A 17,811-nucleotide genomic window follows, 5' to 3' on the forward strand; every position below is an offset into this window, starting at 1 on the left:
CCAGTGTTCTAGCCGCTGCTGCTGGACGTATGCTGGGCGGCTGTTCACCGTGCCGCACCGCTGGCTGCTCGGGTGTCGAAACACAGGAGACAACCCTGCCGAACTGTCAGTGACTGTGCTGCATTCACCAACAGTTCGACTGAAAACCACGCAATAGTGACTGGTAGCAGGTGTCATGCCGGTGGTGTGCCCTGCAAACCACCGCGGGACGAACCTACGAATTGGTCACCGACAACCCTAACGGCTGCCCCTTCAATGAGTTGCCACGGTGCATCAGCTGCTTTGCAATAGCAGTGATCGCTTTCGCCGCCGGGGAATCTGGGGCAGCCACCACAATCGGGGTACCGTTATCCCCACCAACCCGCAGCTGTGGATCCAATGGCACTTCCCCCAGCAGCGAAATGGTTTGCCCAGTCAATGTGGACAGCCGTTCGGCGACAACAGCGCCGCCACCAGCCCCAAACACATCAATGACTTGACCATCGTCGAGCACCATTGCAGCCATGTTCTCGATGACGCCACGGACTTGTTGATGAGTTTGCAGCGACAACGAACCAGCCCGCTCAGCAACCTCTGCGGCGGCCGCCTGCGGGGTGGTTACAATGAGCAGCTCAGCATGGGGTAACAGTTGGGCGACGGTGATCGCCACATCCCCGGTACCGGGTGGTAAGTCGAGCAGCAGCACATCGAGATCGCCCCAAAAAACGTCCGTCAAAAACTGGTTGATAGCCCGGTGCAGCATCGGGCCACGCCACACGATAGGCGAGTTCCCTTCCACAAAATGCCCGATAGAGATCAGTTTCACGCCGTGCGCAATCGGGGGCATGATCATATCATCAACCTGGTTGACATCCTGATGTGATCCAAGCAGCTGCGGAACACTATGTCCGTAAATATCAGCATCCAAAATGCCGACCTTCAACCCCTGCTGCGCCAATGCCACACCTAAATTCACGGTCATCGACGATTTGCCGACGCCCCCCTTGCCGGAAGCAACCGCAAACACTTGGGTAGTGTTGCCGGGCTGAGTAAACGGATTGACTCCCTCTGGTGCGCCCTGGCCGCGCAATTTCCCCTTAAGTTCGCGACGCTGCTCATCACTCATCACATCGGTGGTGACCGTGATGTTGCCGATCCCCGGGATTTCTTGCAGCACCGCTTCTGAGTTGCTGACCAGGGTTGACTTGAGCGGGCAGCCGGCAATGGTTAAGTTGATGACCACCTGCACGTCATTACCGGTGATGGTGACACTTTTCACCATGCCTAATTCGGTGATGGGGCGTCCGATCTCCGGGTCATCCACTCGTGATAAGGCATTGATGACATCTGCTTGCTGAAGTTGTTCACTCACATCGGTTCAGTCTAGTCCCATCGGGGCCAGCACAGCAGCATCGGGTGTTCGCAGTGATACATCTTTAGGCACTGCAGCAGACAGGTTTTCCCTCCCACCCATTTAGACGGGTCTGCCGTGGGAAGATCCATGGCATCGATAGTTCGCCGATCACCAGCGAGCAGGCAAGAAAGATAGCGGTGCGCACGCTGCCTCGAGTAACATCGCCACCAATATGGCGAAGGCTAGTCGAAGTGCCCGAAGCTTATGGTGCTGTTGCGGAACATGGCCGCTTGCCGTGGCTGCGTCGTAATGAGGTTATTGCTGCGTCGTAATTGGGGTATGGCTGTGTTGTGATTGCGCTGGGGCTGTGCTTATGGTGCGCAGCCTAGTGCTCGTGAAAACCCGCAGCTATTCCGCATCTTGGCTGGCACCGTGGCGGGGAGTGGTCAACGGGTTTTCCTTCAACTCGCTGGCCTGTTCCTGGCGACGGTTAGCCCACTCATCTTCAATTTTGGCATCCAACCGTTCAATGAGTTCCCGAATGCTATCGAGTTCGTGGCGAAGATAGTCACGGGTTGCGGTATCGCCCACAGCCAGCCGCACACTAGCAAGCTCCCGGGCAAGGAACTCGGTGTCGGCTTTGGTTTGTTCACTACGGCGACGATCCTCAGCAACGATGACCCGATCCCGGTCTTCTTGCCGGTTCTGGGCAAGCAGGATGAGCGGCGCGGCATAGGCGGCCTGGGTGGAAAACGCCAGGTTCAGCAAAATAAACGGATACGGATCCCATTTGTAGTCCCAGCCGATAATGTTGAGCACCACCCACACAAACACAAATACGGTCTGCCAGAACAGGTACTCGCCAGTGCCGAAAAAGCGGGCGACCTTCTCTGCGAACGCCCCCACTTTGTCACCGTCGATATTGATGAGCTTGCGGCGTTGCCCGGCGACAGGAGTATCCAGTTCGGTGCGGTTGTACTCGGCCATACATGCTCCTTGGGATCGATAACACTTACATATGGGGGAAGAAGGGAAACAGGTGAAGCAAATTAGCCCCTGCCACACACCGGCAGCACATCACCGGTCGCCACCGCTCACCGGCACGACGAACGGTGACAGTATCCACACCTGCACCACCGTCACAGGGTACACGGTGATACGACTAGCAGTGAAGCGCAGCCAATCGGGCACGGATCCAACCTGCCAAGGCAACTATCAGCAAGACTGCAAGCTCACGTCAGCTGGAAAGTGGCAGCAGGATACGAGCCAAAACACTGCGCGGGCACAACCTGCTTGCATCGCCGGGATCCGGGTACCGCAGCCCGGCGCGAATGCCCCAGCGCCACATCAGCGACAAAAAGGGCTGAAAAAAAATTTTACGGGGATTCGGGACGTAGCCCCTGATCACGCCAATCATCCGGCAGCAGGTGATCGAGCAGATCGTCGACCGCCACCGCCCCGAGCAGATGCTTATCCTCATCCAGCACCGGGCCGCATACCAGGTTATAGGTGGCAAAAAATCGGGCGGCTGTTTCTTGATCATCATCGGCTAACAGTGCCGGCACATCCTGATCCAACACCCCGCCAACCAGCTGTGAAGGAGGTTCTCGCAGCAGCCGCTGTAAATGCACACACCCCAAATAGCGGCCGGTTGGGGTAGCAGTTGGTGGGCGTACCACAAACACCATCGACGACAAGGAAGTGGGCACATCCGGATCGCGGGCAATAGCTAATGCTTCAGCCACCGTAGTCTGCGGTGTCACCACCAGCGGCTCCGGGGTCATCAGCGCACCGACCGTGTTGTCATTAAACGTCATCAACCGGCGAACCGGTGCGGACTCCACTGGATCCATCAGCTCCAGGAGCACATCAGCTTTATCATCAGGCAGCTCCCCCAGCAGGTCTGCTGCGTCGTCCGGATCCATCTCCTCGAGCACGTCTGCTGCACGTTCAATATCGAACGCTTCCAACAGTTCAGCCTGCCGCTCCTCGGAAAGCTCCTGCATAATATCGGCAAGACGCTCATCATCAAGCTCGTTGGCGATCTGCTCCCGCTGCCGGGCAGTCAACGAGGTGAGCTTCGCAGCAATATCAGCCGGCCGCATATCTTCAAAGGAGGCAATCAGCTCGGCGGTCGCATCTGGGGCACCCGCACCACCGGCACCTAAACCGTGCACATGATGCCAGCCAAGAATCGCCAGCTTTGGACGCCGCCCAAACTTCGGCTTATCTTCAAATAACGCCACCCGGGAGATCACCCAATCCCGGCTACGGGTACGTTCCAACTCCACGTCGGCAATCTCTAAGGCACGCCCCTTGAGATGATCAAACTCTGGATCATCCACATGCACCCGGGAACCAACAATATCTCCCAGCACCGTCAATTCGCCGGCGCGGGAGGAATATGCCCGCATCGACACCGAACCGGTAACCAACACAATTTCTTGCGGATCGATAGCCGCAATCCGCAGCATCGGCACGAAAATCTTTTTACTGCCCACCATCTCCACGACAAGCCCCAACGCTCTTGTCGGATTTGGGGAAGGACGCACCGCCACCGCAACATCCCGGACACGTCCAATCACATCCATGTCAGGGCCGCGAACCACCATCCCCGATAGCCGGCCGGCATAGACTTTCGTGTTTTCGCTCATAGCCACCCATCTTAGCGGTCCTGTAGAAAAATCCCTTCCCCAAGGCGATTGCCAACCACGACCACCACCGGCTTGTTGCAGCAAACACCGCATACGACATTCCTGCTACACGCCACTGCTCAACCCTGCACACTTACGCACCTGCGGCAACAGCGATCCGCAGCGCCAATCGTCAAAACCAAGACCGGGGAACCACACCCCGCCGCAGATCGTCACTGCGGCACGTTCCCCGCCATCCAAAACAGTGCTTTACCGAATTGTGTCCATACCCATGGAACTTCCCCACAGGTTCCTGACGTTACTACTACAGCAAACCCCCGCAGGGTGAACTTCTTATTCCACACCAGGGAGCAACAGCAGCACCCAACCTGCTGCACAACCACTGGGAAAACCCCGCATCCGATCAGGAAACCATTGAACAACCAACCCCGAGGAACACACTCATCATGACCGACCCCCACACCCCGCAACAGCCTGCTAAAGAAACCACCCCCACCCAACCTCGGCATCAAGACACAGCCGAAGGGGCGCCATCACCAACCCCGCCACAGTCCACCGAACAGCAGCCACAAATCGGCTTCCACTACGGCTACGTTTCCGAACAAACTCCACCTGTTAGCCCACAAACCGCAGAACAACCCACTACACCACACCACCACGAAACCGCCCCACCTGCCACCTCCGCCGGCGCCGCCCCAACACCACAACAGCCAGCTGCCACCACACAGCCACAAACCCCCGGCAATGCACTCTGGAATCAGCCAGGGATTCAACAAAAACCTGCCAACTTCGGACGCGTCGCCCCACAACAGCAACACCCATCACAGCAATCCGCACCACAACACCCCCACAACACAACCGGTGATCGGGGCACAACAACGAAAACGAAAAAAACTGCAGGCCGCGGAGTCGTCGACAACCTCAAACAACTTCCCGAAGGATGGCCAGTCGGATCTTTTGACACCTACAGCGGTGCACAAGCCGCAGTCGACATGCTCAGCGACACCGGCGACTTCCCCGTCAAAGACCTCACCATCGTCGGCCTTGACCTCATGGAAGTGGAAAAAGTCACCGACCGGCTCACCACTGGCAAAGTCATCATGCAAGGTGCTGCCGCAGGCGCCTGGATGGGTCTCTTCTTCGGCCTACTGGTCTCCTTCTTCCAACCAACCTTCGCCCCAATCATCGCCGGACTACTCATGGGCATCGTCTTCGGTGTGATCTCTGCCGTAGTGCCATATCTCATGACCCGCGGCCACCGCGACTTCGCCTCCACCAGAGAATTCGTTGCCCGCCGCTACGATGTGATCTGCAAACCTGACAGTGCGCGCCGGGCACGCGACCTCATCGCCCAATGGTCGACAAGCCACAGGTAGGTTCACCACCTCCAGCACACCAGTGGGCTGCAGTACAGACACACAGGTGAACAGCAACTGGGGGCATGTTCACCGATGAGCTAGCCATCTGAAACATTCGGCAACGCGAACAACACAAAGCCGCAGGGTCGCAGGAAAGCACACTCCTGCGGCCCTGCGGCTTTATTGCAAAACTAGACCTCTACAACAGGGAAACGGAACAACCGTTCACCTCACTGCGCGCCTTATGCGTCACCCAAAGACAGCAACAAGCAGTCAAGCAGTCCGGTGGGCGGTTACCCTCTCCACCGGTAGGCGGCGACTCTCGCACATTACAGCCACTTAGCGCGTCGCATGAGCAGCCACATCACCAGCACTGCCACAGCCATAACCCCCAAAATAAGGAAGTAGCCGTAACGCATCGAAAGCTCCGGCATATAGTCGAAGTTCATGCCGTAAATACCGGCGATCATCGTCGGTGGTGCCACCATTCCTACCAACGCAGAAATCTTGCGCATATCCTCGTTCTGCTGGAGGGAAATCATTGCCACGCCAGCATTGATCAGGGCAGAAAGACGCTCATCATATGAGGCGACCATATCGATTGCGATCAGTTCATGGTCGAGCACATCCCGCAAATACGAGCTCAACTCTTTATCGAAAATATCGTCATGGTAGCGGATGAGGCTACGCAACGCCCCGGCAAGCGGTTCGATGGAATGCCGCATTTCAAGGATCTCTCGTTTTAAGGTGTAGATCTGTTCAATGTCGAAAGATTCATCAGGTGCAAACACCTCATCTTCCAAATCATCGACATCGGTTTGCAGCACTCCGGCGATCCGCACATACTCGTCAACCAAACGGTCGGCAATCATCCACGCCACCACAGCCGGGCCAAGCTTGCACTGTTCAGGGCTGGTGTTCATCACATTGCGTACCCCACGGACAGTCGACGATTTCCCATGGCGGATGGTGATAATGAAATCCTGGCCGACAATCATTTGCACTTCGCCAGTTTCAATCACTTCTTTGGTGTCAGCAACTGACTCGTGTTCCTTGTAGGCGACTGATCGAACCACGAAAAACAATTGATCGTCGTAGCGTTCAACTTTGGGACGTTGATGCGCGGAAACAGCATCCTCGGTGATCAGTTCGTGCACGGAATACGCCCGAGCAATATCAACCATTTGGCTTTCCGCCGGCTCCAGCAGCCCAAGCCACACCCAGCCGCCGTGACTGCGGGCATAGGCCAGGGCGGAATCGTGGGTGAAGTCGCCCTCGACGGGAGCCCCATCGACATACACCGAAACCCGTTCGACGGCGTCTTCCAACGTGTCAGGTGCTGCGAGACGAACCGGGGTTGTGCGGCGTTTCCGTTGTGTGTCAGTCATCGCATCCACCATTTCTATTTCAGGTTGCAAGCTTCGTCGACGAAGATAATCTCCAGCCATCTGCGATCCCATGCCGCAACGCAGCAGCGTGGGACGCAAAGCTCCCTGCTATCTTTGCAGGGCGATCATTTATGGTACCGGCCGTGGACCCGCAACGTCATGTCAGCCTCCACAACCATCCACCGTGCAGGTCACCGATTAGGCACTTGGCTCCTTCCCGCAACCACAATGGCTCAACACAATGGGTGTACGACTATCCTGTAATGCATGCAACCCGTATAGGCGTGTTACTGGTGCATAAGTCTGCAGGCGGCGGTGGCACTCTATACACTGGGCACATTGCAACATGGTGTTGCGCGGAACAACTGTGCAACAAACCAGGGGTGAAGGATGGTTTGACAATGAGGGCATCACGCGAAAGTGGGGCGCGACGAAGTGGAGTGCTCAGTGCGCTGGGTGTGGCAGCGTTGATGCTGACAGGATGTGTCGAGGAACCAGGTCCCAACCCGATCGACTCAGACTATCGGCCGATTTGGATCACCGTCGACGCAAGCTCCCCTGAGCAGCGTGTACTCGGTGAACTCTACGGGATTTCGCTGAATAATCGCTCTGCTGATCCTTCCCACGCCCACGTTTCACTCGATCGCCCCACCGCTGACGGTCGTCAATTGGGGCGGCTGCAAAACCGGTCGGGGGATCTCATAATCGGCTGCACCGGTTCGCTGCTTTATGAGCTCAACCCGTCGTTGGCGTTGGAACTCTCCGAACAATATCAGGCGGAACAAGCCGCTGGTGAAACCGCGCAAGAACAAAACACAGGCAATTGGCGGGAAGAAGTCTATGACGCGATGGTTGGTTCCTTGCCAGGGAATTTAGCTGCCGGTGATCCGTCAAATGTGCAAGCGTGCGACAACTATGACGGACCACCGCTGCCACAAAATCTTGTGGCGGTATATCGCAAACCGATGCTTGACCGACTCGACCATGTGGCGCTGAACCGGGTCGGTGGAACCTTGACGAATGAGGATCTGGCCAAACTGGTCGAAGAAACCAGCAACGGTAATGACCCTATTCGGGTGGCCAGACAATACGCTCAAGGCCACGACATCTAGCTCTTCTGGTTACACGAGCGACTGTTCAATAACTTTTCCATGTCGAGGTTGCCTGCCCGATCCCTGGCAGCGTTGTGCTTGGTGCAAGAGCTGTCTTCAACGCTAAACACTAGCCAAGTATCTCGTATCCACGATGGCGAGGGATTGGTGGTGGCTGGTGGATCTGAAACCGTGATTGACGTGTTGTTCACGGTGTTTGCCAGGTTCCATCACCCCATCACCGAATAGGATTCTGCAGCGCCGTGTTGAGGATCCCACAGCCCCGCCAGTCGGCAGAAGCGTGTTGGCGAAAGCGCACGTTGCAGGCGACAAGTATCGGCTGCTATTCACCAAGTCCCAATCAGCGGTAGATGGTTTCTTGGCATCGGATGCGATTGGAAGCTCGGGTATAGGGGGAGTTACCTGGACGAATTACTCCCCGCCGGTGGTGCCCGTTGTTGCTAATCATTGACATTTGTCGACTGTGACAACCCCTGTGAATGGGCGCCAGCCCAAAACAGCTACGGTGAACGCAACCCCATTCGCCGAAAGGGACTATACATCCCGGCGATCCAAGCAGGAGGGCCGCCAGCTTGCTGGCTGCTGCGTTTGCGGCGGTGTCGATGGCGATGCTGCTGAGGCAGGGTTGGGCTACCGGTCGGAGGTAAAAAACACCAATCCCCATCGCAGTGTTGTGTTTGCGATGGGGATTGGGAAGATGTGTGTCTACGCTACTGCCGTTATGTTCGGCGGCAGGCTAGGGGATAGCCTCGGTAAACCTATTTGGCGAACGCTTCGTCAATAAGCTGTGCCTGCTCAAATTGGTGAACCTTCGCCAAACCGGTGGCAGTGGAAGACTGTGCACGGCGCGATACCCGCTTCAGCTTCGGCATATCAGGCAGCACCTCAGGGAAGTGCATCACCAGGAATGGCCATGCGCCCTGGTTTGCGGGCTCTTCCTGGCACCAGCGCACTTCCTTCGCATTCGGGAAGCAGTCGAAGGCTTCCTTAAGCCGGTTGTGCGGAATTGGATGCAGCATCTCTTGGCGGATAATCGCAACATCGTCGCGGCCATCCTTTTTGCGTCGCTTCTCCAGCTCGTAGTAGAGCTTGCCGGAAGTCAGCAAAATGGTGGTGACCTTGTCGCAGTCGCCGATCTTCTTACCGTTGATGTCGACCAGATTTGGATCGTTGATCACGCTGCGGAACTTGGTGACTTCGGTGAAATCTTCCACACTGGAGACGGCATCTTTGTTGCGCAGCATCGACTTCGGAGTGAAGACCACCAGTGGTCGTTTCAGATCCCCGAGGGCGTGGCGGCGCAGCAGATGGAAGTGGTTGGCCGGTGTCGACGGGTGAGCGACTGTCATCGAACCTTCTGCACACAGTTGCAGATACCGTTCGATACGAGCCGAGGAGTGGTCAGGCCCCATGCCTTCATAACCGTGTGGCAGCAGCAGGATCACCTTCGATAGCTGGCCCCACTTCGCTTCACCAGAGCACAAGTATTCGTCGATGATGGTTTGCGCACCATTGGCGAAGTCACCGAACTGTGCTTCCCAAGCGACCACGGCATCAAGGTTGCCCACCGAATAGCCGTATTCGAAGCCCATACCGGCGTATTCGGTCAGCGCCGAGTTGTACACCAGGAATTTGCCGTCGCCCTTGGTGCGGGCAAGTTCGTCGAGCGGATTGTGCTCCTGGGAGGTTTCCGAGTCGATGAGTACGGCATGCCGCTGGGTGAAGGTGCCGCGGCGGGAATCTTCACCGGCGAGACGCACAAGCTTGCCGGCGTTGGCCAGCGAACCGAAGGCGATAAGCTCACCCCAACCCCAGTCAATGCCACCTTCCCGGGCGGAAGCTGCACGCTTATCAGCCACCGGCTTGACACGTGGATGCACATGGAAGTCGTCCGGCAGCTGCCCGTAGGCTTCGCCGATCTCGACGAGTTCTTCCCGGGTGATGGAGGTGTCCAACCCGTGTGGAAGCTGTTGAGCTGCTTGAATGCCTTCTTGTGCCTTAGCTTTTTGCTTTTCGGCTTTCTTCACCTCATTGAACACGGCTTCCATTTGATCGTGGAAGTCGCGGGCAACCGCATCGGCATCTGCCTCGGAGAGGTCACCGCGGCCAAGCAGATCGGCACAGTACTTTTCCCGCACCGAGTCGCGGTTGTCGATGATCTCATACATTTGCGGCTGGGTCATTGATGGATCATCGGCTTCGTTGTGGCCACGCTTGCGGTAGCACACCAGGTCGATGAACACATCCTTGCCGAAGCGGCGACGGTATTCGGTCGCCATCCGACCAACCCACACGACTGCTTCTGGATCATCCCCATTGACGTGGAAGACTGGGCAGCCGAAGGCTTTCGCAATATCGGTGGCGTAGTGCATTGAGCGGCCGGAATCCGGGGTGGTGGTAAAGCCGATCTGGTTATTCACCACAATGTGGATGGTGCCACCGACGGTGTAGCCGCGCAGCTGGGCTAAGTTGATGGTCTCAGGGACGATACCCAACCCGGCAAAGGCAGCGTCGCCGTGCAACAGGATCGGCACCACAGAGAATCCGTCTTCGCCCTTGTCGAGCAGATCCTGCTTTGCCCGTGCGATACCTTCCATCACCGGGTTGACTGCTTCTAGGTGGGAGGGGTTCGCAGTCAGCGAGACTTTAATCTCACCGTCGCCAAACATTTGAATATGTTGGCCCTCTGCACCAAGGTGATATTTCACGTCACCAGAGCCACCGGCTTGGGCAGGATCAATATTGCCTTCAAACTCGTTGAACAGGGTGTGCAGCGGCTTGCCAACAATATTGGCCAGCACATTGAGACGGCCACGGTGCGGCATGGCGATGACTACTTCGTCCAAGCCTTGGCCGGCCGCAGTGTCAATAGCGGCATCCATCAGCGGAATAAGCGATTCGGCACCCTCGAGGGAGAACCGCTTCTGGCCAACATATTTGGTTTGCAGGAAGTTTTCGAAAGCTTCTGCAGCGTTGAGTTTTTGCAGAATGTACTTTTGTTCCGCATTCGTTGGCTTGTTGATGCCCGCCTCGAGGCGATCCTGCAGCCAGGTGCGCTCATCGCGGTCAAGAATATGGGTGTATTCGCTGCCCACCTTCAAAGTGTAGGCGTTGCGAAGTTTCTTTAAGACTTCGCGCAGCGTCATGGTTTCTTTGCCCGCGAACCCGCCGACGTGGAAGGTACGATCCAAATCCCACAGGGTGAGTCCATGTGTGGCGATATCCAAATCGCGGTGATCTGGGATTGGCATGCCCGGCTGCTGATAGTGCAGCGGATTAGTGTCGGCGATGAGATGGCCGCGGGAACGGTAGGCCTCAATGAGCTGCATAACCCGGGTGTTTTTATCGACACCGGTGTTTGGCAGATCCTGCGACCAGCGCATCGGGGTATATGGCACCCGCATGTCGGCGAAAATATCATCCCAGAATGCATCATCGACGAGCAGACGGCTCATCGTGCGCAAGAACTCGCCTGACTCGGCACCCTGGATCACCCGGTGGTCATAGGTAGAGGTGATAGTCACCAGTTTGCCGACACCAAGTTCGGCGAGACGATCCTCGGAAGCGCCAGCAAATTCGGCCGGGTAATCCATCGAACCGACACCGATGATGGCACCTTGCCCCTTGGTCAGGCGCGGCACCGAATGGCGGGTTCCGATACCACCAGGGTTCGTCAAGGTGATGGTGACACCGGCAAAGTCTTTCCCGGTGAGCTTGCCCTTACGGCCGCGGGCGACAATATCCTCATAGGCGGTAACGAATTCACCAAAGGACAGTGTTTCGCATTCTTTGATCGCTGCCACCACCAGCGCCCGGGCGCCATCTTTCTGCGGCAGGTCGATAGCCAACCCAAGATTGATGTGTTCAGGAACAACCAGGGTCGGTTTACCGTCGACAATGTCGTAGGCATTGTTCATATCCGGATGCACCATCACTGCTTTGATGAGCGCATACCCCAAGATATGGGTAAACGAGATTTTCCCGCCGCGGGTTCGTGCCAGCTGCTCGTTGATCATCGAGCGGTTTTCGAACATCAACCGTGCCGGCATGTCGCGCACACTGGTAGCCGTTGGCACCTCCAGCGACAGATCCATGTTCTTCGCGATTGCCTTCGCAATCCCTGCCAGCGGGGTTTTCCCAGCTTCCGGCATCGGCTTGGTGTCCGCTAACGGGGAAGCTGGCCGCTGAGGCTTTTTCACCTGCGGATCAGGAACGTTGGCGGCCTGTGGTTTGGCCGCCTGCGGGGCAATATTGCCGGCATTTTTATTCGGGTGAACCCCGTCAGCGGTGCCAGTGTGTTGCGCTTTTTCAGCAACCTTGCGCGGCTGCGGGGTGGGTTCTTGCAACCCTAACCCTTGCTTTGGAGTTGCCGGGGCTGGTTGCTTGGCCTGCGACGCTGCCGGTGGTGTACCGGCAGCCCCTGCATTGTTAGCGAAATAGTTGCGCCATTCCTGGTCCACCGAGTTGGGATCCTCGGTGTACTGCTGGAACATCACATCTACCAGCCACTGATTCTGGCCGAAAGTACTGTCGCTGCTCACGGCAGGTGCTCGCCTCGTTTCTTGGGTCACTGTTACAAAGCAAAATTGTTGGTGAAAATATCCAAATATTCAGTGGTACAACTTCCCTGAAAAACCCACGCTTTCCACCGTCTGTGCCGGTGCATGTGATGCGATAAGCGCAGTGTGGCTGCCACACTATTGATCCAGTCGCACCGGCCAACCAACGAACATATGGTGCCCACATGTTGCCGAGCGTTCGGCGGTGCATATTGTGGCAAGAAAAGCATGGGTGAAAAGTTGCCCGTCTTGTCAGTCTAGTCATGATCGCAGTCGCTGTTAGGGATGAGGGAAACGATGTCCGCACGGCGTTGCGATCAACGGTTGGTTTGCCCTGGTAGGGCAGTTAGCACAGCGTTACTTCACCCCCTGCCGCTACCCCCATATTCAGGGCTTGGCTGTTGCCGGATGTGGCAACCGTGTGGAACGTATTCGAAAGCAGGCACCAACACACGTCGTACCGCGCAAGCATCGAGTAATCCCCCTATGTGACAAACAGCCCCCGCAGCCGCAGCAACGAAGTATCGCCTATCGGGAGCGCTATTGGCGTGTGGCTGGAACAGGTTGCGCTGAAACAAGGGTCATGATTGTTTACCAGGAGTTTCCACGGTGTTGTCGTGGGCACTGGCTTGCAGCATGGCCGCAAATCGACCACCCGCGGCGCGAAGTTGCTGCGGCGTGCCATCTTCCACGATGCGACCTTGATGGAACACAATCACTCGATCAGCATGCATGGCAGTGTGCAATCGATGCGCAATCATTATCGCAGTCCGGCCGGCAGCAACATCTCGTTGAGCTGCGACAATATGCTGCTCAGTGGCGGGATCCACCACTGCTGTCGCCTCGTCATAGATGACAAGTTTGGGGTTGATCAGTTCGGCACGAGCAAGTGCTATGAGCTGCCGCGTCCCAGAGGACACACCACTGCCACCGTCGCCGAGCATGGTGTACATGCCGCAAGGTAAATCAGCAATAATGCTCAGCGCCCCCACGCGGGCTGCGGCGCGCATAATTTCCTGTGCTGTGGCATCAGGTTTTCCATAGGCGATTGCCTCGGCGATGGTGCCTGCGAAAATATGCGGATCCTGCGGCACAATACCTAACTGTCGCCGCCAAATCGGGGAGGCAAACGTCGTGATATCGACGCCACCTGCGGTAATTATCCCTGTTTGGGGGCGGTACAGACCCGCTATGAGTTGGGCAAAGGTTGATTTGCCGGCCCCTGTTGCCCCAACAATCGCAACGGTCTGGCCGGGAATCAACGTCAGCGAGACGTTGCGGAGCACCCACGGCTGCTCCAGCTGCGCTGGTGCATCGGCGGATGCTGTGGTGGATACCACCGGCGGGGTAGGGTTCCTGCGCTGGGGTGCAGATTCTGCTGGTTCTGCCTGGTTCATACCCGTATTCGTGTAAACGGGTGAGCTGCTCTGCGGCCTGGTGCGATAGGCAAATGAGACATCGTCGACAACAATGCGCCCAGTTGCGGCAGCGGCAGCCACCTGCTCGGCATCGCGCAGTGCTGCTTCATCCAATTCCAGCGGATCCAAATTACGAAAAGTGGGAGTATCAGCAAGGAGCTGCTCAATCCGTCCGAGCCCCACCCGGGCTTGGCTATATGAATCAAACAGCTGACTCAACATCCGAACAGGGCCAAACAGCCGCGACATATACAGCACAAACGCCACCAACACACCGGCACTGATCGTCGACTGCTGCACCCACCAGGCACCAACACCAACAACAGTAGCGGTGGCTAACTCCCCGAGGGCAATAATCCCTGGGAAATAGAGGGCAATTGCTACTTGCCCCCGGTTGCGAAGATGGCGATACCGGCCGGTGCGCTGCGAAAACTGGTTGGCAACATACGTTTCTGCCTGCAGCGACTGCAAGACTCGCACCCCGCCGACCGCTTCCAAAAAATAAGTATTCACCTCGGTGATCGCCGAGCGTGCTTGGGCATAGTTTTTCTTCGTCACCCGGCGAAATGCGAACGTTGCCAGCACCACAAACGGCAGTTGGGCAAGGGCGACTGCGGCAAGCGGCAAACTCGTTGCCCCCAACATCACCGCCACCCCAACCAGCGTGGTGATCGCCACAATGGTTTCGGCGAGTGCCACCTGCAAAAAGGTGGACAAGCTTTCCACATCGGCGGTCAATCGGGTCAGCAATGCACCGGTCCGGTAGCGAAGAAAGAAATCCGTCGTCTGATTATGGATATGAGCAAAGAGTCGAACGCGAAGCGAATACAACAGCCGCTCACCGGTACGGGCTGTGGTCAGTGTTGAGGCGACTTCACACGCCCAGGCCACAACCAATAGCACGACAGCAACACCACACAACTGCTGCAACCGTGTGGTCGAACCGGTCGTAATTGGCCCATCGATGGTAAACCGAACAAGATACGGAAACGCCAAATCACAGGCCACTGATGCGAACAGCAGCACCGTTGTGGCAAGCAGCAACCAACGTGCTCTGCTTAGCAGCAGCGGCAGTGAAAACCGTCCAACATCGGTGACATCAGCAAGCTCGGCGGCAGGTGACAGGCGGGGGATCGCACGTGCTGGGGGAAGGTGTTCCACTTGGTGCAACAGATCATCCGTCGCGGGAGTCATCGCCGCGCCGGGCGGACGGTGCCCGCCCATCCCGCCCCCAGTGCGCGTCACCGCCGCCCGGGTTTGCGCCTTGTTCATGCGGTGAGCGTTGCGTGTATCTTTTGAGGGCGCGTGTTGTGGTGGCCACAACTGTTGCCACAGTAGATCGCTCGCGTCGGTGGGAATCTGGGCAGGATGCAGCAGCTGCCGCGGACGATCCGTCAGGGGTTGGTGCGGCAGTGATGGTGACGGGTTCGCATAAGGAACTGCTGCAGCCTTCGATTCTGGCTGCTCGGAGGCTAGACGGGGTTGACTGCGGCGAACGTTGGTGTGGGTGTGCTGTTCTTCAGCGGTCGCCATGACGGCGAGAAACCGCGGATGGTTGATGACTTCGGCGGTAGGGCCTGTTGCAACCACCCGTCCTTGATCCATCACTACGACGGCGTCAGCAAGCGCCACCGTCGAATGACGATGCGTGATTGCCAGGACGGTCGTCTCCGGGAGGGCGCTGCGCAGCTGCTGATAGATCGACGCTTCAGTAATCGCATCAATAGCACTGGTCGCATCGTCGAGCACAATGAGCGCCGGTCGGGTGACAAGCGTGCGTGCTAATGCCAGACGCTGCCGCTGCCCACCAGATAAGGTGCGGCCTTTCTCCCCGAGGAGTGTGTCGAAGCCTTCAGGAAGCTCCGCAATAAACTCCATGGCACCAGCAATGGTGGCAGCCCACCGAATTGCCTCGTCATCAACGGGGCGACCCATAGCGATATTGTCTCGCACTGATCCTGAAAACACCTGCGGATCATCAAACATAAACGCCACATGGCGGCGCACCCCTTGCGAACCGATAGCAAGGTAGGGATAGGTTTTGCGATTCGGGGAATCGTTTTGCCCTACGGTCAGCGCGATGCGGCCACTCGTTGGATCATAGAGGCGACTTAACAGGGCAACGAGCATGGTTTTGCCTGCTTGGGCAGGTCCCACCATCACTGTGAACGTACCAGGATCAAGCGTGAAAGAAACTTCATCGAGCAATAACTGCTGCGTGCTCCCCGATCCATAGGCTGCGTGTGGCATTGCAGCACGGTGCCTGGGTGCCGGTGCACTGTCACCGGGTTGGGTTTGTTGTTGCCTCCGCCTTGCCTGGTCGCTGATCGTGGTTTTTCCGTCATCCGGTGACGGGGTGGACACCGTTGCCGCAGGGGCGAGCGTTTGCGCTGTGTCAGTGGTTGCGTGATCGCGAGTACGGTTCAGCTCGTGATAGGAGACCCGGTCTACTACCAGCCCTAATGGTTGATCGGGATCGATGCTGGCAGGGGCCGCCGGTTGTGGCAGGCTCGGTCGAAGTGCGAGCACTTCCATAATTCGGCTCACTGAGGCCAGCGACTGATTAATGCGCACAGCGGTCGCGGCCACCATCCGCGTCGAAGAGGCAAGGGTGGTCATATACGCGGCAAACGCGACAAATGTCCCGATATCGAGCCGTCCGGTCATCACCAGATAGCCGCCAACGGCAAGATTTGCGATATGCATCAGCTGGGGGAGGTTACTCACCAGCGGCTGAATACGGGCACTGATCGTTGCTGCTCGGATTTTCTCGGCAAACACCGTTCTTGCCAAGTCGCGTGCTGCATGCACTTCCCGGGTTTCGGCGGCAAAGGCTTTCACCACGTGAAAACCAGTGATGGTGTTTTCTACTTTCGTCGCGAAATCAGCGACCGCCTGCTGTGCTGACCAGTTGGCGGCAAAAAGTTTGCCGCTGCGGCGCACAGCAAACAGGGTAATCAACGGTAAAAATGCTATCGCGACCAGGGCGAGTGGTGGCGATAAATACAGCATGATGGACGCGGTGACGATGAGCGTGAGTCCGTTTTCCACCGACAGCGGCAGCATCGCTACTAGCCCTTGCACACTGGAGATATCAGAGATCGACCGGCTGGCCAATTGACCAGTGCGGACGGTTGCTAAGGCGCGGCCATCTAAGTGCATGATCCGCTTAAGCATCTCTTGGCGGACTTGGTGTTGCACCGTAATCGACAGCCGACCGGCACTGACTCGGCGGAGAAAAGAAAACCCGAAGCGGATCACACTTGCGACGATGAGTAAGGTCATCACCGCAAAGATCGGCTGGGTAAACCCCATCATTTCAACCAGCCGGGACGGCTCAGCGGCACCGATCGCGATATTGACGGCATCCTTGGTAAGCAGTGGTATTACGGCCGTCATCACAGTGGTGACAACGGTGGTGGCAAGTGCCAAGAGTGCACTGCCCTTTGCTGCGAGTAACAGATGGGATAGCGCCCGCAGCGCCGCAGTTGTGTGGGTGGGCGCCGATCCGGATGTGGCCGTCTTGTGGGGTGCAGCGCTGGCACCAGATGGGGTTGTGGTGTCGGCAGTGTGTGGCACGAAAGTCCGCCCTTTCCAAGGTTGTCGCGCGAGCGAAAAAACCGTGCAATGGTCATTCCTATTCCACCATACGGTGTGCCGAGACGATCAGGAGGTTTCTCCATTGCCTGGCCGTGACATCACCGCAAGTGACAATATCGGTGACACCCCCAGTAGGTCCATTGCGAGTTGGGCGAAATGACCGACAGCTGCTGCGAATCGTGCGTGCTGTCGGTCGAAGCTTTGCACAAACCTGCGTGACTATTAGACAACAAGCATTGCCGTTGCCAAGGACAAGAAAAGCTGAAGCGGAGCGCGTTGCGTGAACCAGCACTTCCCGTTGTGTGAAGCAGCAGTGCCCAATACGCCGGTTGCGATATGCGACCAGACGCCCCACTGAGCAGCGAGCGCCTTACTCGAGCCTCATTCGA

Annotated in this window: 8 protein-coding genes and 1 pseudogene; 3 read left to right on the forward strand and 6 right to left on the reverse strand. The window is 57.2% G+C overall.

Annotated features, from left to right (window positions below; translation table 11 throughout):
• Positions 1-214: 214 nt before the first annotated feature.
• From CCHOA_RS03930 to CCHOA_RS03940, 3 genes are all read right to left on the reverse strand, one after another.
• On the reverse strand, positions 215-1,351 hold the full coding sequence (locus CCHOA_RS03930) for a P-loop NTPase (protein ID WP_123927132.1): 1,137 nt from the start codon (positions 1,349-1,351) through the stop codon (positions 215-217).
• Positions 1,352-1,741: 390 nt separating this feature from the next.
• Positions 1,742-2,320, reverse strand: a complete 579-nt coding sequence (locus CCHOA_RS03935; protein ID WP_123927135.1) for a DUF1003 domain-containing protein — start codon at positions 2,318-2,320, stop codon at positions 1,742-1,744.
• 389 nt (positions 2,321-2,709) lie between these two features.
• On the reverse strand, positions 2,710-3,987 hold the full coding sequence (locus tag CCHOA_RS03940; protein ID WP_123927138.1) for a magnesium transporter MgtE N-terminal domain-containing protein: 1,278 nt from the start codon (positions 3,985-3,987) through the stop codon (positions 2,710-2,712).
• A gap of 860 nt (positions 3,988-4,847) precedes the next feature.
• On the opposite strand from CCHOA_RS03940, the pseudogene CCHOA_RS03945 reads away from it, so the two are divergent.
• Positions 4,848-5,363: pseudogene (locus CCHOA_RS03945) on the forward strand (YflT domain-containing protein); the annotation flags it as partial.
• A 311-nt stretch (positions 5,364-5,674) separates the two neighbouring features.
• On the opposite strand, the gene corA reads toward CCHOA_RS03945, so the two are convergent.
• The gene (corA, locus tag CCHOA_RS03950; protein ID WP_123927141.1) at positions 5,675-6,733 is read right to left on the reverse strand and encodes a magnesium/cobalt transporter CorA; all 1,059 of its coding nucleotides are present in this window, start codon (positions 6,731-6,733) and stop codon (positions 5,675-5,677) included.
• A gap of 401 nt (positions 6,734-7,134) precedes the next feature.
• Between corA and CCHOA_RS03955 the strand changes: the two genes are divergently transcribed.
• Together CCHOA_RS03955 and CCHOA_RS03960 are read left to right on the forward strand one after the other, a co-directional pair.
• Positions 7,135-7,845: a type 2 periplasmic-binding domain-containing protein gene (locus CCHOA_RS03955; protein WP_123927144.1), complete on the forward strand. Its 711-nt coding sequence runs from the start codon at positions 7,135-7,137 to the stop codon at positions 7,843-7,845.
• A gap of 39 nt (positions 7,846-7,884) precedes the next feature.
• On the forward strand, positions 7,885-8,073 hold the full coding sequence (locus tag CCHOA_RS03960; protein WP_123927147.1) for a hypothetical protein: 189 nt from the start codon (positions 7,885-7,887) through the stop codon (positions 8,071-8,073).
• A 530-nt stretch (positions 8,074-8,603) separates the two neighbouring features.
• On the opposite strand, the gene CCHOA_RS03965 is transcribed toward CCHOA_RS03960, so the two are convergent.
• Positions 8,604-12,386: a multifunctional oxoglutarate decarboxylase/oxoglutarate dehydrogenase thiamine pyrophosphate-binding subunit/dihydrolipoyllysine-residue succinyltransferase subunit gene (locus CCHOA_RS03965; RefSeq protein ID WP_123927150.1), complete on the reverse strand. Its 3,783-nt coding sequence runs from the start codon at positions 12,384-12,386 to the stop codon at positions 8,604-8,606.
• A 599-nt stretch (positions 12,387-12,985) separates the two neighbouring features.
• The gene (locus CCHOA_RS03970) at positions 12,986-17,401 is read right to left on the reverse strand and encodes an ABC transporter ATP-binding protein (RefSeq protein ID WP_123927153.1); all 4,416 of its coding nucleotides are present in this window, start codon (positions 17,399-17,401) and stop codon (positions 12,986-12,988) included.
• Between the last annotated feature and the right edge of the window lie 410 nt (positions 17,402-17,811).

Source organism: Corynebacterium choanae (assembly GCF_003813965.1).
GTDB classification, from domain to species: Bacteria; Actinomycetota; Actinomycetes; order Mycobacteriales; family Mycobacteriaceae; genus Corynebacterium; species Corynebacterium choanae.